We start from the raw sequence: 25,421 nt of genomic DNA, 5'->3' as shown, positions 1-25,421 counted from the left end.
GGGCCGGGCGGCACGGGGCGTTCCTCAGGAAGGCGCGGTGCGATTACTCGGCCGCGGAACCCTCGCCAGCCTCGGGCAGCACGCCCTCGGCATCGGCCGTGCCGGCCAGCTCGGTGGCTTCGGCCTCGGCGATGGCGCGGCGCTCGGCCTCGTCCATCTGGTCCTTGACCTTGCGGGCCTGGTGGTAGGCCATGCCGGTACCCGCCGGGATCAGGCGGCCGACGATGACGTTCTCCTTCAGGCCGCGCAGCTCGTCACGCTTGCCCATGATGGCCGCTTCGGTCAGCACGCGCGTGGTTTCCTGGAAGGAAGCCGCGGAGATGAACGAGTCGGTCGACAGCGAGGCCTTGGTGATGCCCAGCAGCAGGTTGCTGTAGGTCGCGGGGATCTTGTTGTCCTTCTGGAGCGCCTCGTTGGTGTTGAGGATCTCGGAGCGCTCGACCTGCTCGCCGGCGATGTAGCCGGACTCGCCCGGGTTCTCGACGACCACGCGACGCAGCATCTGGCGAACGATCACCTCGATGTGCTTGTCGTTGATCTTCACGCCCTGGAGTCGGTACACGTCCTGCACCTCGTCGACGATGTAGCGGGCCAGTTCTTCCATGCCCAGCAGGCGCAGGATGTCCTGCGGGTCGGCCGGGCCGTCGACCACGGATTCGCCCTTGTTCACCACCTGGCCTTCGTGCACCAGGATGTTCTTTTCCTTGGGCACGAGCTCTTCCCAGACCTTGCCTTCCGGATCGGTGATCTGCAGGCGGATCTTGCCCTTGGTCTCCTTGCCGAACGACACCGTGCCGGTCATCTCGGCCAGCACGCCCTTGTCCTTGGGCGAACGGGCTTCGAACAGCTCGGCCACGCGGGGCAGACCGCCGGTAATGTCGCGGGTCTTCTGGCCTTCGATCGGGATACGGGCCAGCACTTCGCCGGGGCCCACGTCCTGGCCGTCGCGCACCTGGATCAGCGCGCCCACCTGGAAGCCGATGGTCACCGAGTGGTCGGTGCCCGGGATCTTCACTTCCTGGTTGTTGGCGTCGATCAGCTTCACCTGCGGACGCACCACCTTGGCGGAGCCGCGGCGCTTCGGGTCGATCACGACCAGGGTCGACAGGCCGGTGACCTCGTCCACCTGCTTGGCGACGGTGAGGCCCTCTTCCACGTTCTCGAACTTCACCTTGCCGGCGAATTCCGTGATGATGGGTCGGGTCAGCGGGTCCCAGTTGGCCAGCACGGTGCCGGCCTTGATGGTCTGGTCGGCCTTGATAGCCAGGGTCGCGCCGTACGGCACCTTGTGGCGCTCGCGCTCGCGGCCGTGTTCGTCATGGATGACGATCTCGCCGGAACGGGCAATGACGACGAGCTCGCCCTTGCTGTTGGTCACGTAGCGCATCGTGCTGTTGAAGCCGATGACGCCGTTGGACTTGGCTTCCACGCTGGAGGCGATGGCGGCGCGCGAGGCGGCACCACCGATGTGGAAGGTACGCATGGTCAGCTGCGTGCCGGGTTCACCGATCGACTGCGCGGCGATCACGCCCACGGCCTCACCGGTGTTCACCAGGCCGCCGCGGCCCAGGTCGCGGCCGTAGCACTTGGCGCACAGGCCGAAGCGGGTGGCGCAGGTCAGCGCGGTGCGGACCTTGACCTCGTCGACGCCGGCAGCCTCGAGCTCCTCGATCGCGTCCTCGTCCAGCATATTGCCGGCGGGCACGATGACCGAGCGGTTCTCGGGGTGCAGCACGTCCTCGGCCGCGACACGGCCCAGGATACGGTCACGCAGCGACTCGATGACTTCACCACCCTCGACGATGGCGCGCATCAGCGAGCCGTCGGCGGTGCCGCAGTCCTCTTCGGTCACGACCAGGTCCTGGGTCACGTCGACCAGTCGGCGGGTCAGGTAGCCGGAGTTCGCGGTCTTCAGCGCCGTGTCGGCCAGGCCCTTACGGGCGCCGTGCGTGGAGATGAAGTACTGCAGCACGTTCAGGCCTTCACGGAAGTTCGCCGTGATGGGCGTCTCGATGATCGAGCCGTCCGGCTTGGCCATCAGGCCGCGCATGCCCGCCAGCTGGCGGATCTGGGCGGCGGAACCGCGGGCGCCGGAGTCGGCCATCATGTAGATGGAGTTGAACGACTCCTGCTCCACTTCCTTGCCGTTGCGGTCGGTGGTCTTTTCCTTGGCCAGCTGGGCCATCATGACCTTCGACACTTCGTCGCCGGCCTTGCCCCAGATGTCCACGACCTTGTTGTAGCGCTCGCCAGCGGTCACGAGACCGGAGACGTACTGCTGCTCGATCTCCTTCACCTCGGACTCGGCGCGGCCGATGATCTCGGACTTCTGCGGCGGCACCAGCATGTCGTCGATAGCGATCGAGATGCCGGCGCGGGTGGCCAGGCGGAAGCCGTTCTGCAGCAGCTTGTCGGCGAAGACCACGGTCTCCTTCAGGCCGCAACGGCGGAAGGAGGCGTTGATCAGGCGGCTGATCTCCTTCTTCTTCAGGGCCTTGTTCAGGTTGGAGAACGGCAGGCCCTTCGGCAGGATTTCGGACAGCAGGGCACGGCCCACGGTCGTGTCGACCAGCGAGGTGCTGGGCACGAACTCGCCGGTGGCCTTGTCCTTGGTCCACTCGACCAGGCGCACGGCGATCTTGGCGGTCAGTTCGACCACGCCGGCGTCCAGCGCGCGCTGCACTTCGGCGACGTCGGCGAAGACCATGCCTTCGCCCTTGCCGTTGATGCGTTCACGGGTGGTGTAGTACAGGCCCAGCACCACGTCCTGAGACGGCACGATGGAGGGCTCGCCGTTGGCGGGGAACAGCACGTTGTTGGAGGCCAGCATCAGCGTGCGGGCTTCCATCTGCGCTTCCACCGACAGCGGCACGTGGACGGCCATCTGGTCGCCGTCGAAGTCGGCGTTGAACGCCGCGCACACCAGCGGGTGCAGCTGGATGGCCTTGCCTTCAATCAGGATCGGCTCGAAGGCCTGGATGCCCAGGCGGTGCAGCGTGGGCGCCCGGTTCAGCATGACCGGGTGCTCCTTGATGACCTCTTCGAGGATGTCCCACACCACGGGGGTGCCGGATTCCACTTCCTTCTTCGCCGCCTTGATGGTGGTGGCGATGCCCATGGCTTCCAGGCGCGAGAAGATGAAGGGCTTGAACAGCTCCAGCGCCATCAGCTTGGGCAGGCCGCACTGGTGCAGCTTGAGGGTCGGGCCCACGGTAATGACCGAACGGCCGGAGTAGTCGACGCGCTTGCCCAGCAGGTTCTGGCGGAAGCGGCCGGACTTGCCCTTGATCATGTCGGCCAGGGACTTCAGGGCGCGCTTGTTGGCGCCCGTCATGGCCTTGCCGCGGCGGCCGTTGTCCAGCAGGGAGTCGACGGCTTCCTGGAGCATGCGCTTTTCGTTGCGCGCGATGATCTCGGGGGCCTTGAGTTCCAGCAGGCGCTTGAGGCGCGAGTTGCGGTTGATGACGCGGCGGTACAGGTCGTTCAGGTCGGAGGTCGCGAAGCGGCCGCCGTCCAGCGGCACCAGCGGACGCAGGTCCGGCGGCAGCACGGGCAGCACGTCCATCACCATCCAGTTCGGCTTGATGCCGGACTTCTTGAAGGCCTCGAGGACCTTCAGGCGCTTGGCGTTCTTCTTGACCTTGACTTCGGAGCCGGTGAGGTCGCCGCGCAGCTTCTCGATCTCGAGGTCGATGTCGATGCCTTCGAGCAGGTCCTTGATGCCCTCGGCGCCCATCTTGGCGATGAACTCGTCACCGAATTCCTTGCGCTTGGCGTCGTAGTCGTCCTCGGACATGATGCTGAACTTCTTCAGCGGAGTCATGCCGGGGTCGGTCACCACGTAGGCTTCGAAGTACAGCACGCGCTCGATGTCGCGCAGGGTCATGTCCAGCACCAGGCCCAGGCGGGACGGCAGGGACTTGAGGAACCAGATGTGGGCGCAGGGCGCGGCCAGGTCGATGTGGCCCATGCGCTCGCGGCGCACCTTGGTCTGCGTGACTTCAACGCCGCACTTCTCGCAGATCACGCCGCGGTGCTTCAGGCGCTTGTACTTGCCGCACAGGCACTCGTAGTCCTTGATGGGGCCGAAGATCTTCGCGCAGAACAGGCCGTCGCGCTCGGGCTTGAAGGTGCGGTAGTTGATCGTCTCGGGCTTCTTCACCTCACCGAAGGACCAGGAACGGATCTTCTCCGGCGAGGCCATGCCGATGCGGATGGCATCGAAATGCTCGTCCGGCGTGAATTGCTTGAACAGGTCGAGTAGCGATTTCATGACTCAATCCCTCTTTTCTTAGGAGCGTTCCAGTTCGATGTCGATACCGAGCGAGCGGATTTCCTTCACCAGCACGTTGAAGGATTCCGGCATGCCCGCATCGATGGCGTGCTCGCCCTTGACGATGGACTCGTACACCTTGGTACGGCCCTGCACGTCGTCGGACTTGACCGTGAGCATTTCCTGCAGGGTGTAGGAAGCGCCGTAGGCTTCCAGCGCCCACACTTCCATCTCGCCGAAACGCTGGCCGCCGAACTGGGCCTTGCCGCCCAGCGGCTGCTGGGTGACCAGGGAGTACGGGCCGGTGGAGCGCGCGTGCATCTTGTCGTCCACCAGGTGGTGCAGCTTCAGGAAGTGCATGTAGCCGATGGTGGTCGGACGCTCGAAGCGGTCGCCGGTGCGGCCGTCGTACAGGTAGGCCTGGGTGCGCGTGGGCGTCAGGCCCTTGGCCTGCGCGACCTCGTCGGGGTAGGCCAGTTTCAGCATCGCGCGGATCTCGTCCTCGGAGGCGCCGTCGAACACCGGGGTGGCGAAGGGCACGCCGGTGGTCAGCTCGCGGGCCATCTTCGTGACTTCCTCGTCCGACAGCTGCGACAGGTCTTCCTTGCGGCCGGAGCCGTTGTAGACCTGTTCCAGGAACTGGCGCAGTTCAGCCGCGCGGGACTCCTTCTGCAGCAGGTCGCCGATGCGCTGGCCGATGCCCTTGCCCGCCCAGCCCAGGTGCACTTCCAGCACCTGGCCGACGTTCATTCGCGAGGGCACGCCCAGCGGGTTCAGCACGATGTCGCAGGGGGTGCCGTCGGCCATGTAGGGCATGTCCTCGACCGGGACGATCTTGGAGACCACACCCTTGTTGCCGTGGCGGCCGGCCATCTTGTCGCCAGGCTGCAGGCGGCGCTTGACGGCCAGGTAGACCTTGACCATCTTCAGCACGCCGGCCGGCAGCTCGTCGCCTTGCGTGAGCTTCTTGCGCTTCTCTTCGAAGGCCAGGTCGAAGCTGTGGCGCTGCTGCTCGATCGAGTTCTTGATGGACTCGAGCTGCAGGGCGATGTCGTCTTCCGCCGGGCGGATGTCGAACCAGTGGTACTTCTCGATCGAGGACAGGTAGGCCTTGTCGATCTTGGTGCCCTTGGCCAGCTTCTGCGGACCGCCGTTGGCGACGCGGCCGGTCAGCAGCTTCTCGATACGGTCGAACGAGTCGGCCTCGACGATGCGCAGCTGGTCGTTCAGGTCCAGGCGGAAGCGCTTGAGTTCGTCGTCGATGATCTGCTGGGCGCGCTTGTCACGCTGGATGCCTTCGCGGGTGAAGACCTGCACGTCGATGACGGTGCCCTGCGAGCCCTGGTCCACGCGCAGCGAGGTGTCCTTCACGTCGGAAGCCTTCTCGCCGAAGATCGCGCGCAGCAGCTTCTCCTCGGGGGTGAGGGTGGTCTCGCCCTTCGGCGTGACCTTGCCCACCAGCACGTCGCCGGGTTGCACTTCGGCGCCGACGTAGATGATGCCGGACTCGTCCAGGCGGTTCAGCTGCTGCTCGGACAGGTTGGGGATGTCGCGGGTGATTTCCTCGGCGCCCAGCTTCGTGTCACGCGCCATGACCACCAGTTCCTCGATGTGGATCGAGGTGTAGCGGTCGTCGGCGACGACGCGCTCGGAGATCAGGATCGAGTCTTCGAAGTTGTAGCCGTTCCAGGGCATGAAGCCGATCAGCATGTTCTGGCCGATGGCGATCTCGCCCAGGTCGGTCGAGGCGCCGTCGGCCACCACGTCACCCTTGGCGATCTTGTCGCCGCGCTTGACGATGGGACGCTGGTGGATGTTGGTGTTCTGGTTGGAACGCTGGTACTTGATCAGGTTGTAGATGTCCACGCCGACTTCACCCGCCTGGGCTTCCTCGTCGTTGACACGCACCACCACACGGGTCGCGTCGACATAGTCGACCACGCCGCCGCGGCGGGCGGTGACCACGGTGCCGGAGTCGACCGCGGCGACGCGCTCGATGCCGGTGCCCACCAGGGGCTTCTCGGGACGCAGCACGGGCACGGCCTGGCGCGACATGTTGGCGCCCATCAGCGCGCGGTTCGCGTCGTCGTGCTCGAGGAACGGCACCAGCGAGGCGGCCACGGAGACGATCTGCGCGGGCGACACGTCCATGTACTGGACACGGTCGGCGCCGACCAGGATGGATTCACCCTTCTCACGGGCGGACACCAGCTCGCCGGTCAGGCGGCCTTCCTTGTCCAGGGTGGCGTTGGCCTGGGCGATGACGTACTTGCCTTCCTCGATGGCGGACAGGTAGTCGATCTCGTTGGTGACCTTGCCTTCCACCACGCGGCGGTACGGGGTCTCGATGAAGCCGTACTCGTTGAGGCGGGCGTACAGGGCCAACGAGTTGATCAGGCCGATGTTCGGGCCTTCAGGCGTTTCGATCGGGCAGACGCGGCCATAGTGGGTCACGTGCACGTCGCGCACCTCGAAGCCGGCACGCTCGCGGGTCAGACCGCCCGGGCCCAGGGCCGAGACGCGACGCTTGTGCGTGATTTCGGCCAGCGGGTTGGTCTGGTCCATGAACTGCGACAGCTGGGACGCGCCGAAGAACTCCTTCAGGGCCGCGGAAATCGGCTTGGAGTTGATCAGGTCGTGCGGCATCAGCGGCTCTTGCTCGGCCTGGCCCAGGCGCTCCTTCACGGCCTTCTCGATACGCGCCAGGCCGGTGCGGTACTGGTTCTCGGCCAGCTCGCCCACGCAGCGCACGCGGCGGTTGCCCAGGTGGTCGATGTCGTCGACTTCGCCACGGCCGTTGCGCAGGTCGACCAGGATCTTGACCACGGCGAGGATGTCCTCGTTGGTCAGGACCATCGGGCCGGTGGCCTCGTCACGGCCCACGCGGGCGTTGAACTTCATGCGGCCCACGCGCGACAGGTCGTACGTGTCCGGGTTGTAGAACAGGCGCTGGAACAGGGCCTGCACGGCGTCTTCCGTCGGCGGCTCGCCGGGGCGCATCATGCGGTAGATGGCCACGCGGGCGGCGAACTCGTCCACCGTCTCGTCGGTGCGCAGGGTCTGCGAGATGTACGGGCCCTGGTCCAGTTCGTTCGTGTAGATGACCTGAAGGTCCTGCACGCCGGCCGAGCGCAGCTTCTTCAGCAGGGCTTCGGTCAGCTCGTCGTTCGCCTTGGCGATGATCTCGCCGGTGTCGGCGTCGACGATGTTGCGGGCCACGACGCGGCCGATCAGGAAGTCTTCCGGCACGCTGATGTGCGTGGTGCCGCCCTGCTCGAGCTCACGGGTGTGGCGCGCGGTGATGCGCTTGTCCTTGGCGACGACGACCTTGCCGGACTTGTCGGTGATGTCGAAGCGGGCCACTTCGCCGCGCAGGCGCTCGGAGACGAACTCCATCTGCGCGCCGCTGTCCATGAGGCGGAAGTTGTCGTTGACGAAGAAGTTGGCCAGGATGGATTCCGGCGTCAGGCCGATGGCCTTCAGCAGGATGGTGACCGGCATCTTGCGGCGGCGGTCGACGCGGAAGTACAGCAGGTCCTTGGGGTCGAACTCGAAGTCGAGCCAGGAGCCGCGGTACGGAATGATGCGCGCGGAGAACAGCAGCTTGCCCGAGCTGTGCGTCTTGCCCTTGTCATGCTCGAAGAACACGCCGGGGGAGCGGTGCAGCTGCGAGACGATCACGCGCTCGGTGCCGTTGATGATGAACGAGCCCTTGTCGGTCATCAGGGGCACTTCGCCCATGTAGACCTCTTGCTCCTTGACTTCCTTGACGACCTTGGAAGAAGGCGTGGAGGACTCGCGGTCGTAGATGATCAGCTGGACCTTGGCGCGCACGGCCGAGGAGAAGGTCAGGCCACGGGTCTGGCACTCACGCACATCGAACGCCGGCTTGGCCAGGTTGTACTCGATGAACTTCATCTCCACGAAGCCGTTGTGGGAGACGATCGGGAAGGCGGCGTCGAAGGCGGCCTGCAGGCCTTCCACGGTACGTTTCTGGGGGGTGACGTCGGCCTGCAGGAAGGCGGTGTAGGCGTCCTTCTGCATCTGCAGCAGGTACGGGACTTCCAGCACGCTGTCGCGGCTGCCGAAGCTTTTGCGGATGCGCTTGCGTTCGGTGTAAGAGTAGGCCATGAGATCTCCGGGCTATTGAGCTCTTGCGCAACTGTCTGGTCGAGGGCCTGGGGTGGTCCAGGTCTCGACCGGCTTGGCGGGTTGGCCACTACCAACCATGGCGGACGGCGATGCATTGCACATCGCCCGAACCAAGGCGTCTCCTGCAGTCGGGGTCAGAAGACACTCGCAAAGACCGCGGCCTCCGGGTGCCGGGGCGGCATTTGCGGGTGCATTCTGGATGCTTCCCAGAAGCACCAAAGGCTGGAGGCCCTTTGGGGAGCCTCCAGCCTCGGGCGCGGAGCGAATTACTTCAGCTCGGCCTTGGCGCCGGCTTCCACCAGCTTCTTCAGGGCGGCTTCGGCGTCGGCCTTGGCGATGCCTTCCTTCACGTTCTTCGGGGCGCCGTCGACCAGGTCCTTGGCTTCCTTCAGGCCCAGACCGGTGATTTCGCGCACGGCCTTGATGACGGACACCTTGTTGGCGCCGGCGTCGGTCAGGACGACGTTGAACTCGGTCTTCTCTTCAGCGGCGGCAGCAGCACCACCAGCGGCACCACCGGCGGCCGGAGCGGCCATGGCGGCGGCGGACACGCCGAACTTCTCTTCGATGGCCTTGACCAGGTCGTTGAGTTCCAGGACGGTCATGCTGTCCAGGGCGGTCAGGAAAGCGTCTTTATCGAATGCCATTTTGATATTTCCTAAATATGTTGGTTACGAGGGGCGGCTGCTTGCTTAAGCAGCAGCGGGCGCTTCGGCGCCTTCGCCCTTCTTGGCTGCCAGGGCGCCCAGGACCACCGCGGTGCGGGAGATGGGCGACATGAGCAGGCCGCACAGCTGGGCCAGCAGAACTTCCTTGGAGGGAATGTTCGCCAGGGCCTTCACGCCGTTGACGTCCAGGGCCTTGCCCGCGAACGCGCCGCCACGAATGACCAGCTTGTCGTTGGTCTTGGCGAAGTCGGCCACCACCTTGGCGGCAGACACAGCGTCCACGGAGAAGCCGTAGATCAGCGGACCGGTCATCTGGTCGGCGACCACTTCGAAGCTGGAACCGGCGACCGCACGGCGGGCCAGGGTGTTCTTCAGAACACTCAGGTTCACGCCTTTGGCACGCGCTTCGTTGCGCAGCTTCGTCATGTCGGCGACCGTGATGCCGCGGTATTCCGCAATCACCAGCGTTTGAGCTTGGGCGGCGAGGCCGGTCACTTCTTCAATGACCGCTTGTTTCTCACTGCGATTCAGACTCAAGGTCTACTCCTTCAAATGTGCCGTCCGGTTTGCACCTTCCGGCACGCCTTTCTTGCAGCGACCAACCGTATTTGGAAATTTTTTTATCCATCTGCGGCGGGATCGCCATCTGCGCTGGCTTTCACCGATTAAGCGCACTCGCGTGCGCGCCAGCGGTCTTTGATGGCCTGCCAGGCTCCTGCCCGTTTCCGGGATGGTCCCCGGCAGCCCACCACACCCGGCCACCGTTGCCGGCAGCCAGGAATTTCTTCTCGCGATTACGCCGAGATGGACTGGGTGTCGACGCGAACGCCCACGCCCATGGTCGAGGACACAGCCACCTTGCGCAGGTAGATGCCCTTGGACGTGGCCGGCTTGGCCTTGTTCAGGGCGTCGATCAGCGCCGCCAGGTTGCCCTGGAGCTTGTCGGCGTCGAACGAACGACGGCCGATGGTGCCGTGGATGATGCCGGCCTTGTCGACGCGGAACTGGACCTGGCCAGCCTTGGCGTTCTTGACGGCGGTGGCGACGTCCGGGGTCACGGTGCCGACCTTGGGGTTCGGCATCAGGCCGCGCGGGCCCAGGATCTGGCCCAGCGTACCCACGACGCGCATGGCGTCGGGAGCAGCGATGACCACGTCGAAGGGCATGTCGCCGGCCTTGACCATGGCGGCCAGGTCGTCCATGCCGACCACGTCGGCGCCAGCGGCCTTGGCTTCGTCAGCCTTGGCACCCTGGGCGAACACGGCGACGCGCTTGGTCTTGCCGGTGCCATGGGGCAGCACGACGGCGCCACGGACCACCTGGTCCGACTTCTTGGCGTCGATGCCCAGCTGCACGGCCACGTCGATGGACTCATCGAACTTGGCGGTGGCGGCTTCCTTGACGATGGCCAGGGCGTCGGCCAGGGCGTACAGCTTGGTGCTGTCGACCTTGCCCTGCAGGGCTTTTTGCTTCTTGGTCAGCTTGGCCATGATTACAGACCCTCCACCGTGACGCCCATGGAACGGGCGGAACCGGCCAGCGTGCGCACGGCGGCGTCGATGCTGGCAGCGTTCATGTCCTTGATCTTGCCCTTGGCGATTTCTTCCAGTTGGGCGCGCGTGATCTTGCCGACCTTGTCGCTGTGCGGCTTGGAGGAGCCCTTGTCCAGCTTGATGGCCTTCTTGATCAGGACCGTCGCGGGCGGGGTCTTGATGACGAAGGTGAAGCTCTTGTCCGCGAAGGCGGTGATGACCACCGGCAGCGGCAGACCCGGCTCGACGCCTTGGGTCTGGGCGTTGAACGCCTTGCAGAACTCCATGATGTTCAGGCCGCGCTGACCCAGCGCAGGACCGATCGGGGGCGACGGGTTGGCCTTACCAGCCGGCACTTGCAGCTTGATAAAACCGACGATTTTCTTCGCCATGTTTTTTTCTCCTTACGGGTAGTAGCGCCTGACCGTCAGGCCAGGCTCCCCGGGGTTGAGGCTCTGTCTTCTTGAAACCTGCGCCGAGCCGGGAAAGCGCAGGTCGTGAAACGGGGGCCGCGCCCGCCCAGGTCTTGCCGACCCGGCGGACAGGCGACGCTCAGGTCTTCTCGACCTGGGAGAACTCGAGCTCCACCGGGGTGGCACGACCGAAGATCGTGACCGACACGCGGACCTTGCTCTTTTCGTAGTTGACTTCCTCGACGGTGCCGTTGAAGTCGGTGAAGGGGCCTTCCTTGACGCGCACGTACTCGCCGACGGTGAACTCCACCTTGTGGCGCGGCTTGTCGACACCCTCTTCCATCTGGCCGAGGATCTTGGCGACCTCGTCTTCGGAGATGGGGGCCGGGCGGTTCTTGGCGCCGCCGACGAAACCGGTGACCTTGTTGGTGTGCTTCACCAGGTGCCAGGTGTCGTCGTTCATGACCATCTGCACCAGCACATAGCCGGGGTAGAAGCGGCGCTCCGAAGTGCGCTTCTGGCCATTCTTGATCTCGACGACTTCCTCGGTCGGAACCAGGATCTCGCCGAACAGGTCCTGCATCCCGGCGCGGTTGATGCGCTCGCGGATGTTGCGCTCGACGGCCTTTTCCATGCCCGAATAGGCATGGACCACGTACCAGCGCAGGTCGGGGTTGACGGGCTTGGCGGCGGGAGCCGAAGCGTCCTGCGTCACGGCTTGGGAGATGTCGTTCTCGCTCACGGGTTACCTCCAGCGCAGGATGAGGTCATAGAAGACCCATTCGATCGTCTTGTCGGTGACCCACAGGAAGATGGCCATGACCAGCACGAAGGCGAACACGTACGCCGTCATCTGCATGGATTCCTTGCGGGTGGGCCACACCACCTTCTTGACCTCGCGCAGGGCCTCGCGACCGAAGGCGATCAGCTGCTTGCCGGTCTCGGCCGTGAAGAACACGGCGGCGGCAGCAACCAGCCCCAGCAGCAGCGCGCCCCATTGGGCGATGGCGCCTTGCTTGGCAAGCAGGTAGAAGGCCACGAGGCTGGCAATCACCAGCGCAGCAGCCACCGCGAGCCTGGCCTTGTCGGCGCCCGTGCTGACGGTTTCAACTTGAGAAGTGGCCATGGAAGGCGTTTTCCTGCTTCAGGTTCTTCGGTGCCTTGAAGGCACCAAACCCGCCGGGGCGCGGCGGGTTGGTTTTTGCATCACCTTGCGGTGAGCCGGGGGCCACTCAGGTGGCAGGGGCAGTAGGAATCGAACCTACAACCTTCGGTTTTGGAGACCGACGCTCTGCCAATTGAGCTATACCCCTACTGGAATCACTCCATGATCTTGGCAACGACGCCGGCGCCGACGGTCTTGCCGCCTTCGCGGATGGCGAAGCGCAGACCTTCTTCCATGGCGATCGGGGCGATCAGCTTGACGGTGATCGTCACGTTGTCGCCGGGCATGACCATTTCCTTGTCCTTCGGCAGCTCGATCGCGCCGGTCACGTCCGTGGTGCGGAAGTAGAACTGGGGACGGTAGTTGTTGAAGAACGGCGTGTGGCGGCCACCCTCGTCCTTGGACAGCACGTACACCTCGGCGGTGAAGTGCGTGTGCGGCTTGATGGAGCCGGGCTTGCACAGCACCTGGCCGCGCTCGACTTCTTCACGCTTGGTGCCGCGCAGCAGGATACCCACATTGTCGCCAGCCTGGCCCTGGTCCAGCAGCTTGCGGAACATTTCCACGCCCGTGCAGGTGGTCTTCAGGGTCGGCTTGATACCGACGATCTCGATTTCCTCGCCGACCTTGATGATGCCGCGCTCGACGCGACCGGTCACCACGGTGCCGCGGCCAGAGATCGAGAACACGTCTTCCACCGGCATCAGGAACGCGCCGTCAACCGCACGCTCAGGCGTGGGGATGTAGGAGTCCAGGGCCTCGGCCAGCTTCAGGATCGCGCCTTCGCCCAGCTCGCCCTTGTCGCCTTCCATCGCCAGCTTGGCCGAACCCTTGATGATCGGGGTGTCGTCGCCAGGGAAGTCGTACTTGGACAGCAGCTCGCGCACTTCCATCTCCACCAGCTCGAGCAGCTCGGCGTCGTCGACCATGTCGCACTTGTTCAGGAAGACGATGATGTAGGGCACGCCCACCTGGCGGGCCAGCAGGATGTGCTCACGGGTCTGGGGCATCGGGCCGTCAGCGGCCGAGCACACCAGGATGGCGCCGTCCATCTGGGCAGCGCCGGTGATCATGTTCTTGACGTAGTCGGCGTGGCCAGGGCAGTCCACGTGGGCGTAGTGGCGGTTGGCCGTCTCGTACTCGACGTGGGCGGTGTTGATCGTGATGCCGCGAGCCTTCTCTTCCGGGGCCGCATCGATCTGGTCGTAGGCCTTGGCTTCGCCGCCGAACTTGGTGGCCAGCACGGTGGTGATCGCCGCCGTCAGGGTGGTCTTGCCGTGGTCCACGTGGCCAATGGTGCCCACGTTCACGTGCGGCTTGGTCCGCTCGAATTTACCTTTTGCCATTTTTTTCGCCCTTCGAAAGAGATAGCTAGACGATCACAACTGAAATTGGTGCCCTTGGCGGGAATCGGACCCGCGACCTCTCCCTTACCAAGGGAGTGCTCTACCACTGAGCCACAAGGGCGAAATTCTTTTCGCTGCGCAACCTGATCGATGGAGCGGGAGACGGGAATCGAACCCGCGTCATTAGCTTGGAAGGCTAAGGTTCTACCATTGAACTACTCCCGCATCGGGCGAAGCTCTTTGGGCCCTCGGCAGGCTTCCTGGCGCTACCACTCAATCAGTTCACACTTTCTCGCTGTCGCAACTTCCGAAGAAATCGCTGGTGGAGGAGGCTGGATTCGAACCAGCGTAGGCGTAAGCCAACAGATTTACAGTCTGCCCCCTTTAGCCACTCGGGCACCCCTCCGCGAGGAACCTCGAACTATAGCACGGTTTTGCGCAGTAGCCGAAGTGCTCTTCGAAGAATTTGCGACGAAGACCGCTATTGTGCCAAACAAACCGTGACATTCCCAAGGCGGACCGCATCAGGCTGAAGAAAATCTTGGCCATGGACGCCGACACCGGCCCCGGACCGAAGACCCTCAACCTCGCGTTGCAGGGCGGCGGCTCGCACGGGGCCTTCACCTGGGGCGTGCTCGACGCGCTGCTGGCGGACCGTCGCATCGCCATCGAGGGCCTGTCCGGCACCAGCGCCGGCGCGGTGAATGCGGTGGCCCTGGCCAGCGGGTGGGCCACCGCGAAAGGCGATCGCCGCGTCGCCGCGCGCGAGGCGCTGGCGAGGCTGTGGGACGAGGTCGGCAGCTGGGGCGCGCTCGGCTCGCTGCAGGACCGCATGGCCCGTGCGCTGTGGGGCGGCGACGGTGCGCCATGGGGCCTGCCGAACCCATGGGCGCAGGCCGTCACCGGCCTGCTGTCGCCCTACCAGACGAATCCGCTGGACATCAACCCGCTGCGAGACCTGCTGCAGCGGCGCATCGACTTCACTGCACTGCGCCGCGCGGGCGTGCCGCGCGTGTTCGTCTCGGCCACGCACGTGGCCACCGGCAAGGCGGTGATCTTCAGCGGCGCCGCGCTCACGCGCGATGCGGTGGCGGCCTCGGCCTGCCTGCCCACGCTGTTCCAGGCCGTGCGCATCGGCGGGCAGGCGTACTGGGACGGCGGCTATGCGGTGAACCCGCCGCTGACGCCCCTGATCGCGTCGGGGCGGCATGACGACATCCTCGTCGTCCAGATCAACCCGCTGCGGCGCGACGGCCTGCCCGACACGGCCAGCCGGATCGCGGACCGCATGAACGAGCTGACCTTCAACGCGAGCCTGCTGGCGCAGATGCGCGGCATCGACAAGATCAACCGCCTGATCGAGGGCGGGCACATGGTGCCGGGGCACTGCAAGTCGGTGCGGCTGCACCGCGTGGATGGCGGGGCCGCGCTGCTGGCGTACACCGCGGCGAGCAAGGCCGACACCGACCCTGCCCTGATCCGCGACCTGTTCCACATCGGGCAGGACGCGGGCCGCCAGTGGCTGGTCCTGCATGCCGACGACATCGGCGTGCGCGGCACGGTCGACGTGGCCGCGGACTACGAAGACGACACGCGCATCGACTGGCCTTCGGCCTGCGCGCCGCCGGCCGAGGGCGCGACGGTGCGCGAGCGCGGGTTCAGGCCGTGGCTGGGGCGCCTGCTCGGACGCGGACGGGAGGGCGGGAACGGCCAGGCGCCGTGAATGGATCCGGCGCGTCCGCCGGCCACGCAGCGCCCGGGATGCAGACCCCCAGGCGCTTCAGATGACGCCCGCGACCCCGCGCGCAGCCAGCCACTCGCGGGCCCGCACGAACTGGCCGCTGCCGATGAAGGGCGCTGGCCCGCGCGTGGCCGACAGCGGCGAGGGATGGTTGGACTGGACCACCAGCACCTCGCGCCCATGCGCGAGGGCCTGGGACTCGATGAGGCCGGCCTTGGCCTGCGCGTGCGCGCCCCAGAGGAAGTAGACGCAGGGCGAGGCGGTGGCGGCGACGCGCGCGATGAGGGCGTCGGTGAGCACTTCCCAGCCCTTCTTCGCATGGCTGGCGGGCTGGCCCTCCTCGACGGTGAGGCTGGTGTTCAGGAGCAGCACGCCGCGCTGCGCCCAGGCGACCAGCGAGCCGTCGGCGGGCTTCACGCCCAGCTCCTTGAAGATGTTCCGCAGCGACGGCGGCAGCCTCACGCCGGGCGCGACGGAGAAGGCCAGCCCCTGCGCCTGGCCCAGGCCGTGGTACGGGTCCTGGCCCAGGATGACGGCGCGCACCGAGGCCAGCGGCGTAAGCTCGAGCGCCCGGAACGGCTGCGGCGGGAAGACGGTCGCGCCTGCGTCGAGGCGCGCGCGGATGAACGCGCCGAGCGAGCGGCCGGTGGGGCTGTCGAGGAAGGCGTCGACCACCGGCCTCCAGTCGGGCGCGACGGGCCAGTGGTGCGGGTCCCAGTCCTGCAGGCGGTCGGCGGCGCCGGAGGCGAAGAGGTCCGGCGTCACCGGGCTCACCCGAACAGGGCCGCGAGCGCCTCGCCCGGCTCGGGCGCGCGCATGAAGGCCTCGCCGACCAGGAAGGCGTTGACGTTGGCGGCGCGCATCTTCTGCACATCGGCCTTGGAGAGGATGCCGGACTCGGTGACCAGCAGGCGGTCGGCCGGCACGCGGGGCAGCAGCCCCAGCGTGGTGTCCAGCGAGACCTCGAAGGTGCGCAGGTTGCGGTTGTTGATGCCCACCAGCGGGGTCTTGAGCTTCAGCGCGCGATCGAGCTCGTCGCCATCGTGCACCTCGACGAGGACGGCCATGTCCAGGCCGCGTGCGATGGCCTCGAGGTCGGCCATCTGCGCATCGGAGAGGCAGGCCGCGATCAGCAGGATGCAGTCGGCGCCCATGGCCCGGGCCTCGTAGACCTGGTAGGGATCGACCATGAAGTCCTTGCGCAGCACCGGCAGGTCGCACGAGGCGCGGGCCTGCTTCAGGTAGTCGGGCTGCCCCTGGAAGAACTGGCGGTCGGTCAGCACCGAGAGACAGGCCGCGCCGTGCTCGGCGTAGCTCTGGGCGATGTCGGCGGGGATGAAGTCGGCGCGTAGCACGCCCTTGCTGGGACTGGCCTTCTTGACCTCGGCGATCACGGCGGGCAGGCCGGCGGCGATCTTGCGCCGCAGGGCGCCCTCGAAGTCGCGCGTGAGCACGCGGCTCTCGGCGTCGGCGCGAATGGACTCGAGCGAGACCTTCTTCTTCGCGGCGGCGATTTCCTCGTGCTTGACGGCAACGATCTTGTTCAGGATGTCAGACATGGGATTCAGGCCTTGTGTTGTGCGGCGACTTCGACGAGGCGCGCGAGCTTGGCGCGCGCGGCGCCGCTTTCGATGGCGGCGCGGGCCTTGTCGATGCCGGCCTTCATGGTGTCCGCGACGTTCGCCGCGTACAGCGCGACGCCCGCATTGAGCAGGACGATGTCGCGCGCCGGGCCGGGCCGGTTGTCCAGCACGTCCAGCAGCATCTGGCGGGACTGCTCGGGCGTCTCGACCTTGAGCGCGCGGTTGCTCGCCATCGCGAAGCCGAAGTCCTCGGGATGGATCTCGTACTCGGTGACCTGGCCGTCCCGGAGCTCGCCCACCAGGGTGGCGGCGCCCAGGCTCACTTCGTCCATGCCGTCGCGCCCGTAGACCACCAGCGCGTGCTCGGCGCCCAGGCGCTGCAGCGCGCGCACCTGGATGCCCACCAGGTCGGGGTGGAACACGCCCATGAGGATGTTCGGGGCGCCGGCGGGATTGGTCAGCGGGCCGAGGATGTTGAAGAGGGTGCGCACGCCCAGCTCCTTGCGCACCGGCGCGACGTTCTTCATCGCGGGGTGGTGGTTGGGGGCGAACATGAAGCCGATGCCGGTCTCCTGCACGCAGCGGCTGATGGCCTCGGGCGGGAGGTTGATGTTGACGCCCAGGCTCTCGAGCACGTCGGCGCTGCCGGACTTGCTGCTCACGCTGCGCCCGCCATGCTTGGAGACCTTGGCGCCCGCGGCGGCGGCCACGAACATCGAGCAGGTGGAGATGTTGAAGGTGTGCGAGCCGTCGCCGCCGGTGCCGACGATGTCGACCAGGTGGGTCTTGTCGGCCACGTGGACCTTGGTGGAGAACTCGCGCATCACCTGCGCGGCGGCAGTGATCTCGCCGATGGTCTCCTTCTTCACGCGCAGGCCGGTGACGATGGCCGCGGTCATGACGGGCGAGAGCTCGCCGCTCATGATCAGGCGCATCAGGTGCAGCATCTCGTCGTGGAAGATCTCGCGGTGCTCGATGGTGCGCTGGAGGGCTTCCTGGGGGGTGATGGGCATGGGGTGTTCCTTTCCCGTCAGCGGGTCGGGGGTTCGGAGAGGGCGAGCTTGAGGCCGAAGGCGACGAACAGCGCGCCGGCGGCGCGTTCGAGCCCGTGCAGGCTGCGGCGGACCGCGCCGACGCGGCGCGCCAGCCACGCGGCCGCGACGGCCCAGCCGGCGCAGACCCACAGCGCGTTGAAGTCGAACAACAGCCCCAGCAGCAGGAAGGCCAGGGTCTTGTCCTGCACCTGCGGCCCGATGAACTGGGGCAGGAAGGCCAGGAAGAACAGGGCCACCTTGGGGTTGAGGGCGTTGGTGGCAAAGCCTTGCCAGAACACGCGGCGCAGGTCCGCGGGTACCGGTGCGGCGCCGGCCTGGGGCAGGTCCAGCGGCGCGGGCGAGCGGCTCAGGAGCGCGCGCACGCCGATGTACACCAGGTAGGCCGCGCCGACCCACTTGAGGACGGTGAAGGCGGAGGCCGAGGCCGCGACCAGGGCGCTCACGCCCACCGCACCGGCCACGATGTGGACCATGCAGCCGGCGCAGATGCCCGCCGCCGCCACCAGGCCCGCGCGGGCACCGCTGCGCAGGGCGTGGGAGACGATCAGCAGGACATCGGGCCCCGGCGTGAGGTTCAGGAGCAGGCCGGCGACGATGAACAGCAGGAGCTGGTCGATCGGCATGGCAGCCTCAGCGCTGGTCCAGGAAGTTCTTCAGCATCGCGTGCCCGTGCTCGGTGAGGATGGACTCGGGATGGAACTGCACGCCCTGGATGGGGAGCTCGCGATGGCGCACGCCCATGATCTCGCCGTCTTCGGTCCAGGCGGTGGTCACCAGCTCCTTGGGGCAGGTGCTGCGCTCGATGGCCAGCGAGTGGTAGCGGTTCACGGTGAAGCGCGCCGGCAGGTCGGCGAAGACGCCTTCCTGCGTGGTCGTGATCTCGCTGGTCTTGCCGTGCATCAGCTGCTGCGCGCGAATGATGTTGCCGCCGAAGGCCGCGCCGATGCTCTGGTGGCCCAGGCACACGCCCAGGATCGGCAGCCTGCCGGCGAAGTGCCGGATCGCCTCGACCGAGATGCCGGCCTCGGCGGGCGAGCAGGGCCCGGGGGAGATCACGAGGCGGTCGGCGCCGCGCGCCGCGACGCCCTCGAGGGTGATCTCGTCGTTGCGGAACACCTCCACCTGCGCGCCGAGTTCGCCGAAGTACTGCACCAGGTTGTAGGTGAAGCTGTCGTAGTTGTCGATCATCACGAGCTTCATGGCGTCACTCCAGTCCTTCTTCCACCAGCTCCGAGGCGCGCAATAGCGCCCTCGCCTTGGCCTCGGTCTCCTTCCACTCCAGCTCGGGGACGGAGTCGGCGACGACGCCGGCGGCGGCCTGCACGTAGAGGGTCTGGTCCTTGACGATGCCGGTGCGGATCGCGATGGCCACGTCCATGTCGCCCGCGAAACTGAGGTAGCCGCAGGCGCCGCCATACAGGCCGCGCTTGCTCGGCTCGAGCTGGTCGATCAGCTCCATCGCGTGCACCTTGGGCGCGCCGGTGAGCGTGCCCGCGGGGAAGGTGGCGCGCAGCACGTCCATGTTGCTCATGCCGTCATTGAGCAGGCCCTCGACGTTGCTCACGATGTGCATCACGTGGCTGTACCGCTCGACGACGAAAGCCTCGGTGACCTTGACGCTGCCGGTCTTGGCGATGCGGCCGATGTCGTTGCGGGCCAGGTCGATCAGCATGACGTGCTCGGCACGCTCCTTGGGGTCGGCCAGCAGCTCGATCTCGGTGGCCTTGTCGGCCTCGGGCGTGGCGCCGCGCGGGCGGGTGCCGGCCAGCGGGCGGATGGTGACCTTCTGCCCCTCGGGCACCTGCTCCTGGCGCACCAGGATCTCGGGCGAGGCGCCGACCACGTGGAAGTCGCCGCCCTGGCCGTCGTAGCCCGTGAAGTTGTAGTAGTACATGTACGGGCTGGGATTGAGCGAGCGCAGCGCGCGGTACAGCGACAGCGGCGACTCGGTGTAGCGCTTCTTCAGGCGCTGGCCCACCTGCACCTGCATGAAGTCGCCGGCGGCGATCAGCTCCTTGGAGCGCTCCACGGCCGCCAGGTAGTCGGCCTTGGCGAACTCGCGCTCGACGGGGTAGGACTGGGTCTGCTTCACCGTGGGCGCGCTGACCGAGTACTTCAGCAGGTCCTTCAGCTCGCGCAGGCGCTTCTTGCCGTTGGCGTAGGCCTCGCCCTGCGACGGGTCGGCGTAGACGATCAGGTACAGCTTGCCCGAGAGGTTGTCGATGACCGCCAGTTCCTCGCACTGCAGCAGCAGGATGTCGGGGCAGTGCAGCGTGTCGGGCGGACAGGTGGCCGCGAGCTTCTTCTCGATGTGGCGCACCGTGTCGTAGCCGAAGTAGCCAGCCAGGCCGCCGCAGAAACGCGGCAGTCCGGGGCGCAGGGCCACCTTGAAGCGCTGCTGGTAGGCCTCGATGAAGTCCAGCGGGTTGCCGCGGTTCGTCTCGATGACGATGCCGTCGCGCACCACCTCGGTCTTCGCCTCGGCGCCGAAGCCGCTGGCGCGCAACAGGGTGCGCGCGGGCAGGCCGATGAAGCTGTAGCGGCCGAAGCGCTCGCCGCCGACGACGGACTCCAGCAGGAAGGACAGGCGCCCGTCGCCCTTGGCATGGGCCAGCTTCAGGTACAGGGACAGGGGGGTTTCCAGGTCCGCGAAGGCCTCGGCGATGAGGGGGATGCGGTTGAAGCCTTGCTGGGCCAGGCTTTTGAACTCGAGTTCAGTGATCATGGGTGAGCCTCCACAAGCTCGGCGGCACGGGGCCGCGGATTCGATCGGTGTGCCCCGCGCATGGCAACGACGCGGGGCGCGGGGGCACGGGTGGCCCCGTGCAATCAGGCGCGCACGTTCACTGGCTTACGCCAGGGCCAGGCTCCCCGGTCGGAGCAACCTGTGATCGTGGTGCGGTGGATGAACATGACGGGCCAGTGTAGCAAACGGCCGTGGCGCGCGGACCACGGCCAGTCAAAGCTGGTCGATCGCGTCGACCCAGGCGTCGGCATCGACCGCGGTCACCGGCTCGCCGTGGTTGTAGCCGTAGGTGACGAGGGCCACCGGGCATCCGGCGGCGCGCGCGGCCTGGGCATCGTTGCTCGAATCGCCCACCATCAGCGTGCGCGCCGGCTCGCTGCCCAGCGCGCGGCAGGCCATGAGCAATGGCAGCGGGTCGGGCTTCTTGCGCTCGAAAGCGTCGCCGCCGAAGACCTGCTCGAACGGCTCGAGCAGTCCCTTGGCCTCCAGCAGGTCACGGGCGAAGCGGCCCGGCTTGTTGGTGACGCAGGCCAGGCGCAGGCCGGCCTCGCGCAGGCGCCGCAGGCCCTCGGCGGCGCCGGGGTAGACCTCGGCATGGCGGCCGTTGGTGGCGTCGTAATGGCGCTGGTAGGCCTCCCAGGCGTCGCGGAAGCGGTCAGCGTGCGCACCGACGGCATGCAGGGCGCTGCGAATCAGGTGCTCGGAACCCTTGCCGACCATGCGCTCGATGGCGGCGCGCTCCAGCGTGGGCAGGGCGAGTTCGGCGAGGGTGCCGTTGAGGGCGACGGTGAAGTCGCCGAGGGTATCGACCAGGGTGCCGTCGAGGTCGACGATGGCAGCCTGGAAGGAGGACAGCGGGGGAAGGCTCATGCGCCGAGTGTGCCCGAGCCCGAGGGGGGACTCACCCCCGCGGCCTCAGGGCGCCACGGGCTCCATGCCCTTGGCCCGCACCGTCGCAGCCGCCTGCGGGGCGGCCAGTTCGGCCAGGAAGGCGCGGGCCGCCGCGGGCACCGCGGTGCGGGCGCTGACCGCGCCGGCGTAGGTGGTGTAGTTCTGGATCGCCTCGGGCAGCGTGCCGACCAGGCGGGCCTCGGGCACGGCCAGGATCTCGCTGACCTGGTGGATCGCCAGGTCGGCCTCGCCGGTGACCAGGCGCTGCGCCACCAGGCCGCCCGGCACCAGGACGGCCTTGGCCCGCACCGCCTCGGCCAGGCCCATGCGCTGGAACAGGCCGTCGAGGTAGATGCCGCTGGAGCCGCCGGCGGCCGGGTCGATGTAGGCGACGCGCCGCGCCGCCAGCACGGCCTGCCGGAACTCGTCGACCGTGCCGAGCGCGGGCGCAGGATCGCCGGCCTTGACCGCGACACCGATGGCCACGCGCGCCAGCGGCCGGATGCTGGCCGCCTCCACCCGGCCCTCGGCCCCCAGCGGCTGCAGGCCGGCGGGGGTGAGCACCAGCACGTCGAAACCCTCGCCCCCGGCGATGCGGCGGATGATGGCGCCCGCCGTGTCGTTCACGACCTCGACGCGGTGGCCGGTGCGGGCCTCGAAGGCCGGCACCAGCGCACTGACCACGGGCTTGAAGGCCCCGGTGGTCAGGACCTTGACCGTATCGGCATGGACGGCGGCGGACAGCGCGAGGAGCGCGGTCGCCAGGAGGCGGGCGGGCAGGGACATGGCGCGACTTCCGGGAAGTGGAAACCGCGCCATCTTAGGGGCCACGCGCGGCCCCTTGCCGGTGCCGGCCTTCAGCGGTTGCGGTCGCTGCCTCCCTGGCCGCCCTGGCTGCCGCCGCGGTTGCCGCCGCCGCTGGCCTCGCCGCCCTTGCGTCCGGCCTCGCGCGCCTCCTCGGAGGTGAACTCGTGGGCAGTACCCTTTTCATGGGCGGCCTTGCCGCCCTTGCTGCCGGCCTCGCGCGCCTCCTCCGGCGTGAATTCGTGGGCCGTGCCCTTCTCGTGGGCAGCCTTGCCGCCCTGGCTGGCGATCTCGCGCTGGCGGTCGGGATCCATGGAGGCAAAGCCGCGGTTGGAGCCGCCCTGCTCGTTCTGGCTGGCCTGTCCGCCTTGCTGGCCCTGCTTGCCTTGGTTGCCTTGGTTGCCTTGATTTCCCTGGTTGCTGGATGCCATGGTGATGCTCCTGTGGATGCAGGCGGCCGGCCCCATGCCGGCCCCATGGGCGCCATTGGGAGCCGCGGGCGCCGCAACGTGCGTCGGCACGACGGCGCAGCCCGCGTAGGAGGGGGCGGGCGCCGAGCCGGCGGCCGGCACCAGGCTCAGGCCGGTACGGCCTCGGCCCCGGGCCGTCCCCAGTGCCGGTGCCGGGCGATCGCCTGCATGAACTCCTGCGCCATCGGCAGCCGGGTGGCCGGGTCGTTGCGGCCGGTGACCACGCCGGGGGCGGAGGCGGCCTCCCCGCCCGGCGCCCGCAGCAGTTGGGCCCCCTCGCCGATCAGGCACAGGGCCTTGCCGTGGCGGAAGGCCTCGAGCACGAAATGCACCGCGTCGCCGCTGGCCGCGAGCGCCTGCGCGCTGGACGCGCCGGCGGGGACCATGACCGCGTCGAACAGCACCGAGGGCGCGGCGGCCAGGGCGTGGTCGACCGCCAGCTGCTGCCCCGAGGAGGTGGAGACGAAGCCCAGGTGCGCGGCGACCACCCGCGTGACCGCGCCGGCGTCGTGCAGGGCCTGCTGCAACACCCGCATGGCGCCGATCTCCACCCCGTGCGCGACGAGGATGGCGATGCGCCGGCTCGCGATGCCCGGGGCCGGCGCGTCCAGGCTCAGGGAGGGCGAGCGCTCCAGCGGCTCGCCGCGCGCGGGCGGCGCCTCGCGGAAGCCGGCGCGGCCTGCGGCGGCGCGCGGGTCGGGGGTGCCCAGCCCCAGGGGCTCGGCCACCTTGCGGGCCAGGCGGGCGTCGACATGGGCCAGGTTGTCGACCACGCGCTGGCGGATCGCCACCGCCTCCACCTGGGCCAGCTCCCACTGGAAGGCGGCGACGAGCTGCTCCCTCTCCATCGGGCTCAGGCTGTTCCAGAGCAGGGTGGCCTGGCTGAAATGGTCGTCGAAGCTGGCCGGGCGGCACCGCAGCTTGGCGGCGCCCGCGACGGCATCGGCGCCGCGGAACCCCTGCTGCCCGCCGTCGACCCGGAACTCGCCGCCCTGGGCCAGGGTGTTGGGCTCGTAGTGCGCCACGCCCTGCGCGATGGAGATCCGGCCGGCGCCATCGCGGTGCAGCGCATGGACCGGGCACACCGGCCGGTTGACCGGCAGCTCGCTGCCGTTGGGCCCGCCGAGGCGCGAGACCTGCGCGCCGGTGTAGGCCGCCAGCCGCCCCTGCAGCAGCGGGTCGTGGCTGAAGTCGATGCCGGGCACCAGGTGGCCGGGGTGGAAGGCCACCTGCTCGGCCTCGGCGAAGAAGTTGTCCGGGTTGCGATGCAGCACCAGCTTGCCCACGGCCTGCACAGGCAGCACCTCCTCGGGCACCAGCTTGGTGGGGTCGAGCAGGTCGATGCCCAGGCCGCCGGCGCGGTCCTCCTCGATCAGCTGCAGGCCCAGTTCCCACTCGGGCTGCGGGCCGCGCGCCACCGCCTCCCACAGGTCGCGGCGCAGGAAGTCGGGGTCGCGACCGGCGATGCGGCGCGCCTCGTCCGCACCGAGCGCGTGGCGGCCCAGGCGCGGGCGCCAGTGGAACTTGGCGAAGTGCGGGGTGCCATGCGCGTTCACCAGGCGGAAGGTGTGCACGCCGTAGCCGGCCATCATGCGCAGGCTGCGGGGCAGCGCGTGCCCCGACATCAGCCACATCAGCGCATGGGTGGTCTCCGGCATCAGCGAGCAGAAGTCCCAGAAGCCGTCATGCGCGCTGGACGCCTGCGGCATGCCGTGGTGAGGCGCGGGCTTGAGGGCGTGGGCGAAGTCGGGGAACTTCATGGCGTCCTGCACGAAGGCCACCGGGAAGCTGGCGCCCACCAGGTCGAAGTTGCCCTCACGCGTGTAGAACTTCACCGCGAAGCCGCGCAGGTCGCGGACGGTGTCGGCCGAGCCGCGCTCGCCGGTGAGGTTGGAGAAGCGCACGAACACCGGCGTTCGCCCTCCCGGCTCCTGCAGGAAGTCGGCGCGGGTGAAGGCCGAGAGGCTGCGGTAGGTCTCGAACCAGCCATGGGCGGCGCATCCCCGCGCGAACACCACCCGCTCGGGGATGCGCTCGTGCTCGAAGTGCGCGAGCTTCTCGCGCAGGATGAAGTCCTCGAGCAGGGTGGGGCCGCGCTCGCCGGCGCGAAGCGAGCCGTGGTTGTCGGGGATGACCACGCCCTGGTCGGTGGTGAGCGGCCCCTCGGGGGCGGCGCTGAAGGCGTCGAGCTGGCGCTGGCGCGCGGCGACCGCATCGGCCGGCCGGGCCTTGCGCGGGAGGTCGGGGCGGGCCTGCGGCATCCCGGGCCTCAGGCGCGGTCCAGGTCCAGCCTGGCCTCGACCAGGTAGACCACGACCGCCACGACGAGGATGCCGCCGGCGCTCGCGGCGCACCACACCAGCCACTCGGGCCAGCCAACGAGCTCGGCCAGCATGTGCATGTCGATGTCCCTCCCTGCCTTGGATCCGGTTGCAGCCGGCAAGGGTAGGAAAGCTCATGGGCGTGACCCGTCATCGCCCGGCGGGCCCGCGTGTGGGAGCAGACGGCCGGGCCGGGTAGGAGGGCACCGACGGCGGCCGCGGTGATGTCCGATGGCGGGCGCGGCACGCGGCGCGCACGCT

The 25,421-nt window shown here is 67.9% G+C and carries 21 protein-coding genes and 4 tRNA genes; 1 reads left to right on the top strand and 24 read right to left on the bottom strand.

Annotated elements, in window-relative coordinates; genetic code table 11:
- Positions 1-43: 43 nt before the first annotated feature.
- The 13 genes from rpoC to ACT80S_RS10290 all read right to left on the bottom strand — a co-directional run bounded on the left by rpoC (position 44) and on the right by ACT80S_RS10290 (position 13,955).
- Complete coding sequence (gene rpoC / locus ACT80S_RS10350) at positions 44-4,273, bottom strand: DNA-directed RNA polymerase subunit beta' (RefSeq protein WP_377415543.1); 4,230 nt, start codon at positions 4,271-4,273, stop codon at positions 44-46.
- An 18-nt stretch (positions 4,274-4,291) separates the two neighbouring features.
- Entirely contained in the window at positions 4,292-8,404 is a 4,113-nt protein-coding gene (rpoB, locus tag ACT80S_RS10345) for a DNA-directed RNA polymerase subunit beta (RefSeq protein ID WP_377415542.1), read from the bottom strand.
- A 287-nt stretch (positions 8,405-8,691) separates the two neighbouring features.
- Positions 8,692-9,072 carry a 50S ribosomal protein L7/L12 gene (rplL, locus tag ACT80S_RS10340; RefSeq protein ID WP_377415541.1) on the bottom strand — a complete coding sequence of 127 codons (381 nt, stop codon included), beginning with the start codon at positions 9,070-9,072 and terminating at the stop codon, positions 8,692-8,694.
- A gap of 45 nt (positions 9,073-9,117) precedes the next feature.
- A complete protein-coding gene (rplJ, locus tag ACT80S_RS10335) occupies positions 9,118-9,630 on the bottom strand; it encodes a 50S ribosomal protein L10 (RefSeq protein ID WP_377415540.1) in 513 nt (170 codons plus the stop codon).
- A 257-nt stretch (positions 9,631-9,887) separates the two neighbouring features.
- Positions 9,888-10,583 carry a 50S ribosomal protein L1 gene (gene rplA, locus ACT80S_RS10330; protein WP_377415539.1) on the bottom strand — a complete coding sequence of 232 codons (696 nt, stop codon included), beginning with the start codon at positions 10,581-10,583 and terminating at the stop codon, positions 9,888-9,890.
- A gap of 2 nt (positions 10,584-10,585) precedes the next feature.
- Complete coding sequence (gene rplK / locus ACT80S_RS10325) at positions 10,586-11,017, bottom strand: 50S ribosomal protein L11 (protein ID WP_377415538.1); 432 nt, start codon at positions 11,015-11,017, stop codon at positions 10,586-10,588.
- Positions 11,018-11,177: 160 nt separating this feature from the next.
- Positions 11,178-11,765, bottom strand: coding sequence for a transcription termination/antitermination protein NusG (gene nusG / locus ACT80S_RS10320; RefSeq protein WP_377415559.1), 588 nt, complete (start codon positions 11,763-11,765; stop codon positions 11,178-11,180).
- Positions 11,766-11,783: 18 nt separating this feature from the next.
- Positions 11,784-12,164 (bottom strand): preprotein translocase subunit SecE, encoded by a 381-nt coding sequence (gene secE / locus ACT80S_RS10315; protein WP_377415537.1) that lies wholly within the window; start codon positions 12,162-12,164, stop codon positions 11,784-11,786.
- 111 nt (positions 12,165-12,275) lie between these two features.
- Positions 12,276-12,351: transfer RNA gene (locus ACT80S_RS10310), tRNA-Trp, on the bottom strand.
- A gap of 7 nt (positions 12,352-12,358) precedes the next feature.
- Positions 12,359-13,549, bottom strand: a complete 1,191-nt coding sequence (gene tuf / locus ACT80S_RS10305) for an elongation factor Tu (protein ID WP_377415386.1) — start codon at positions 13,547-13,549, stop codon at positions 12,359-12,361.
- A 46-nt stretch (positions 13,550-13,595) separates the two neighbouring features.
- A tRNA-Thr gene (locus ACT80S_RS10300) sits at positions 13,596-13,670 on the bottom strand.
- A 30-nt stretch (positions 13,671-13,700) separates the two neighbouring features.
- Positions 13,701-13,774: transfer RNA gene (locus tag ACT80S_RS10295), tRNA-Gly, on the bottom strand.
- Between the two features lie 95 nt (positions 13,775-13,869).
- Positions 13,870-13,955: transfer RNA gene (locus ACT80S_RS10290), tRNA-Tyr, on the bottom strand.
- A gap of 141 nt (positions 13,956-14,096) precedes the next feature.
- Between ACT80S_RS10290 and ACT80S_RS10285 the strand changes: the two genes are divergently transcribed.
- Positions 14,097-15,272 carry a patatin-like phospholipase family protein gene (locus ACT80S_RS10285; RefSeq protein WP_377415536.1) on the top strand — a complete coding sequence of 392 codons (1,176 nt, stop codon included), beginning with the start codon at positions 14,097-14,099 and terminating at the stop codon, positions 15,270-15,272.
- A gap of 57 nt (positions 15,273-15,329) precedes the next feature.
- Here the strand turns inward: ACT80S_RS10285 and ACT80S_RS10280 are convergent, their stop codons facing one another.
- The 11 genes from ACT80S_RS10280 to ACT80S_RS10230 all read right to left on the bottom strand — a co-directional run bounded on the left by ACT80S_RS10280 (position 15,330) and on the right by ACT80S_RS10230 (position 25,240).
- Positions 15,330-16,064, bottom strand: a complete 735-nt coding sequence (locus tag ACT80S_RS10280; protein ID WP_377415535.1) for a uracil-DNA glycosylase — start codon at positions 16,062-16,064, stop codon at positions 15,330-15,332.
- Entirely contained in the window at positions 16,061-16,849 is a 789-nt protein-coding gene (gene trpC, locus ACT80S_RS10275) for an indole-3-glycerol phosphate synthase TrpC (protein WP_377415534.1), read from the bottom strand. The genes ACT80S_RS10280 and trpC overlap by 4 nt, the downstream gene beginning before the upstream one ends.
- Before the next feature lie 5 nt (positions 16,850-16,854).
- On the bottom strand, positions 16,855-17,886 hold the full coding sequence (gene trpD, locus ACT80S_RS10270) for an anthranilate phosphoribosyltransferase (protein WP_377415533.1): 1,032 nt from the start codon (positions 17,884-17,886) through the stop codon (positions 16,855-16,857).
- A gap of 17 nt (positions 17,887-17,903) precedes the next feature.
- Positions 17,904-18,551: a LysE family translocator gene (locus ACT80S_RS10265; RefSeq protein WP_377415532.1), complete on the bottom strand. Its 648-nt coding sequence runs from the start codon at positions 18,549-18,551 to the stop codon at positions 17,904-17,906.
- Positions 18,552-18,558: 7 nt separating this feature from the next.
- Complete coding sequence (locus tag ACT80S_RS10260; RefSeq protein WP_377415531.1) at positions 18,559-19,128, bottom strand: anthranilate synthase component II; 570 nt, start codon at positions 19,126-19,128, stop codon at positions 18,559-18,561.
- 4 nt (positions 19,129-19,132) lie between these two features.
- Positions 19,133-20,653 (bottom strand): anthranilate synthase component I, encoded by a 1,521-nt coding sequence (trpE, locus tag ACT80S_RS10255; protein ID WP_377415530.1) that lies wholly within the window; start codon positions 20,651-20,653, stop codon positions 19,133-19,135.
- Between the two features lie 234 nt (positions 20,654-20,887).
- On the bottom strand, positions 20,888-21,544 hold the full coding sequence (gene gph / locus ACT80S_RS10250; RefSeq protein WP_377415529.1) for a phosphoglycolate phosphatase: 657 nt from the start codon (positions 21,542-21,544) through the stop codon (positions 20,888-20,890).
- 45 nt (positions 21,545-21,589) lie between these two features.
- On the bottom strand, positions 21,590-22,351 hold the full coding sequence (locus tag ACT80S_RS10245) for a molybdate ABC transporter substrate-binding protein (protein WP_377415528.1): 762 nt from the start codon (positions 22,349-22,351) through the stop codon (positions 21,590-21,592).
- A gap of 71 nt (positions 22,352-22,422) precedes the next feature.
- Positions 22,423-22,800, bottom strand: a complete 378-nt coding sequence (locus tag ACT80S_RS10240) for a KGG domain-containing protein (protein ID WP_377415527.1) — start codon at positions 22,798-22,800, stop codon at positions 22,423-22,425.
- A gap of 146 nt (positions 22,801-22,946) precedes the next feature.
- Positions 22,947-25,100, bottom strand: coding sequence for a catalase (locus tag ACT80S_RS10235; protein WP_377415526.1), 2,154 nt, complete (start codon positions 25,098-25,100; stop codon positions 22,947-22,949).
- A gap of 8 nt (positions 25,101-25,108) precedes the next feature.
- On the bottom strand, positions 25,109-25,240 hold the full coding sequence (locus ACT80S_RS10230; protein WP_377415525.1) for a hypothetical protein: 132 nt from the start codon (positions 25,238-25,240) through the stop codon (positions 25,109-25,111).
- Positions 25,241-25,421 lie beyond the last annotated feature (181 nt).

Source organism: Ramlibacter sp. MAHUQ-53, assembly GCF_052600055.1.
Note: the sequence above shows the minus strand (reverse complement) of the source record. Positions and strands in the feature narration are given on the sequence as shown.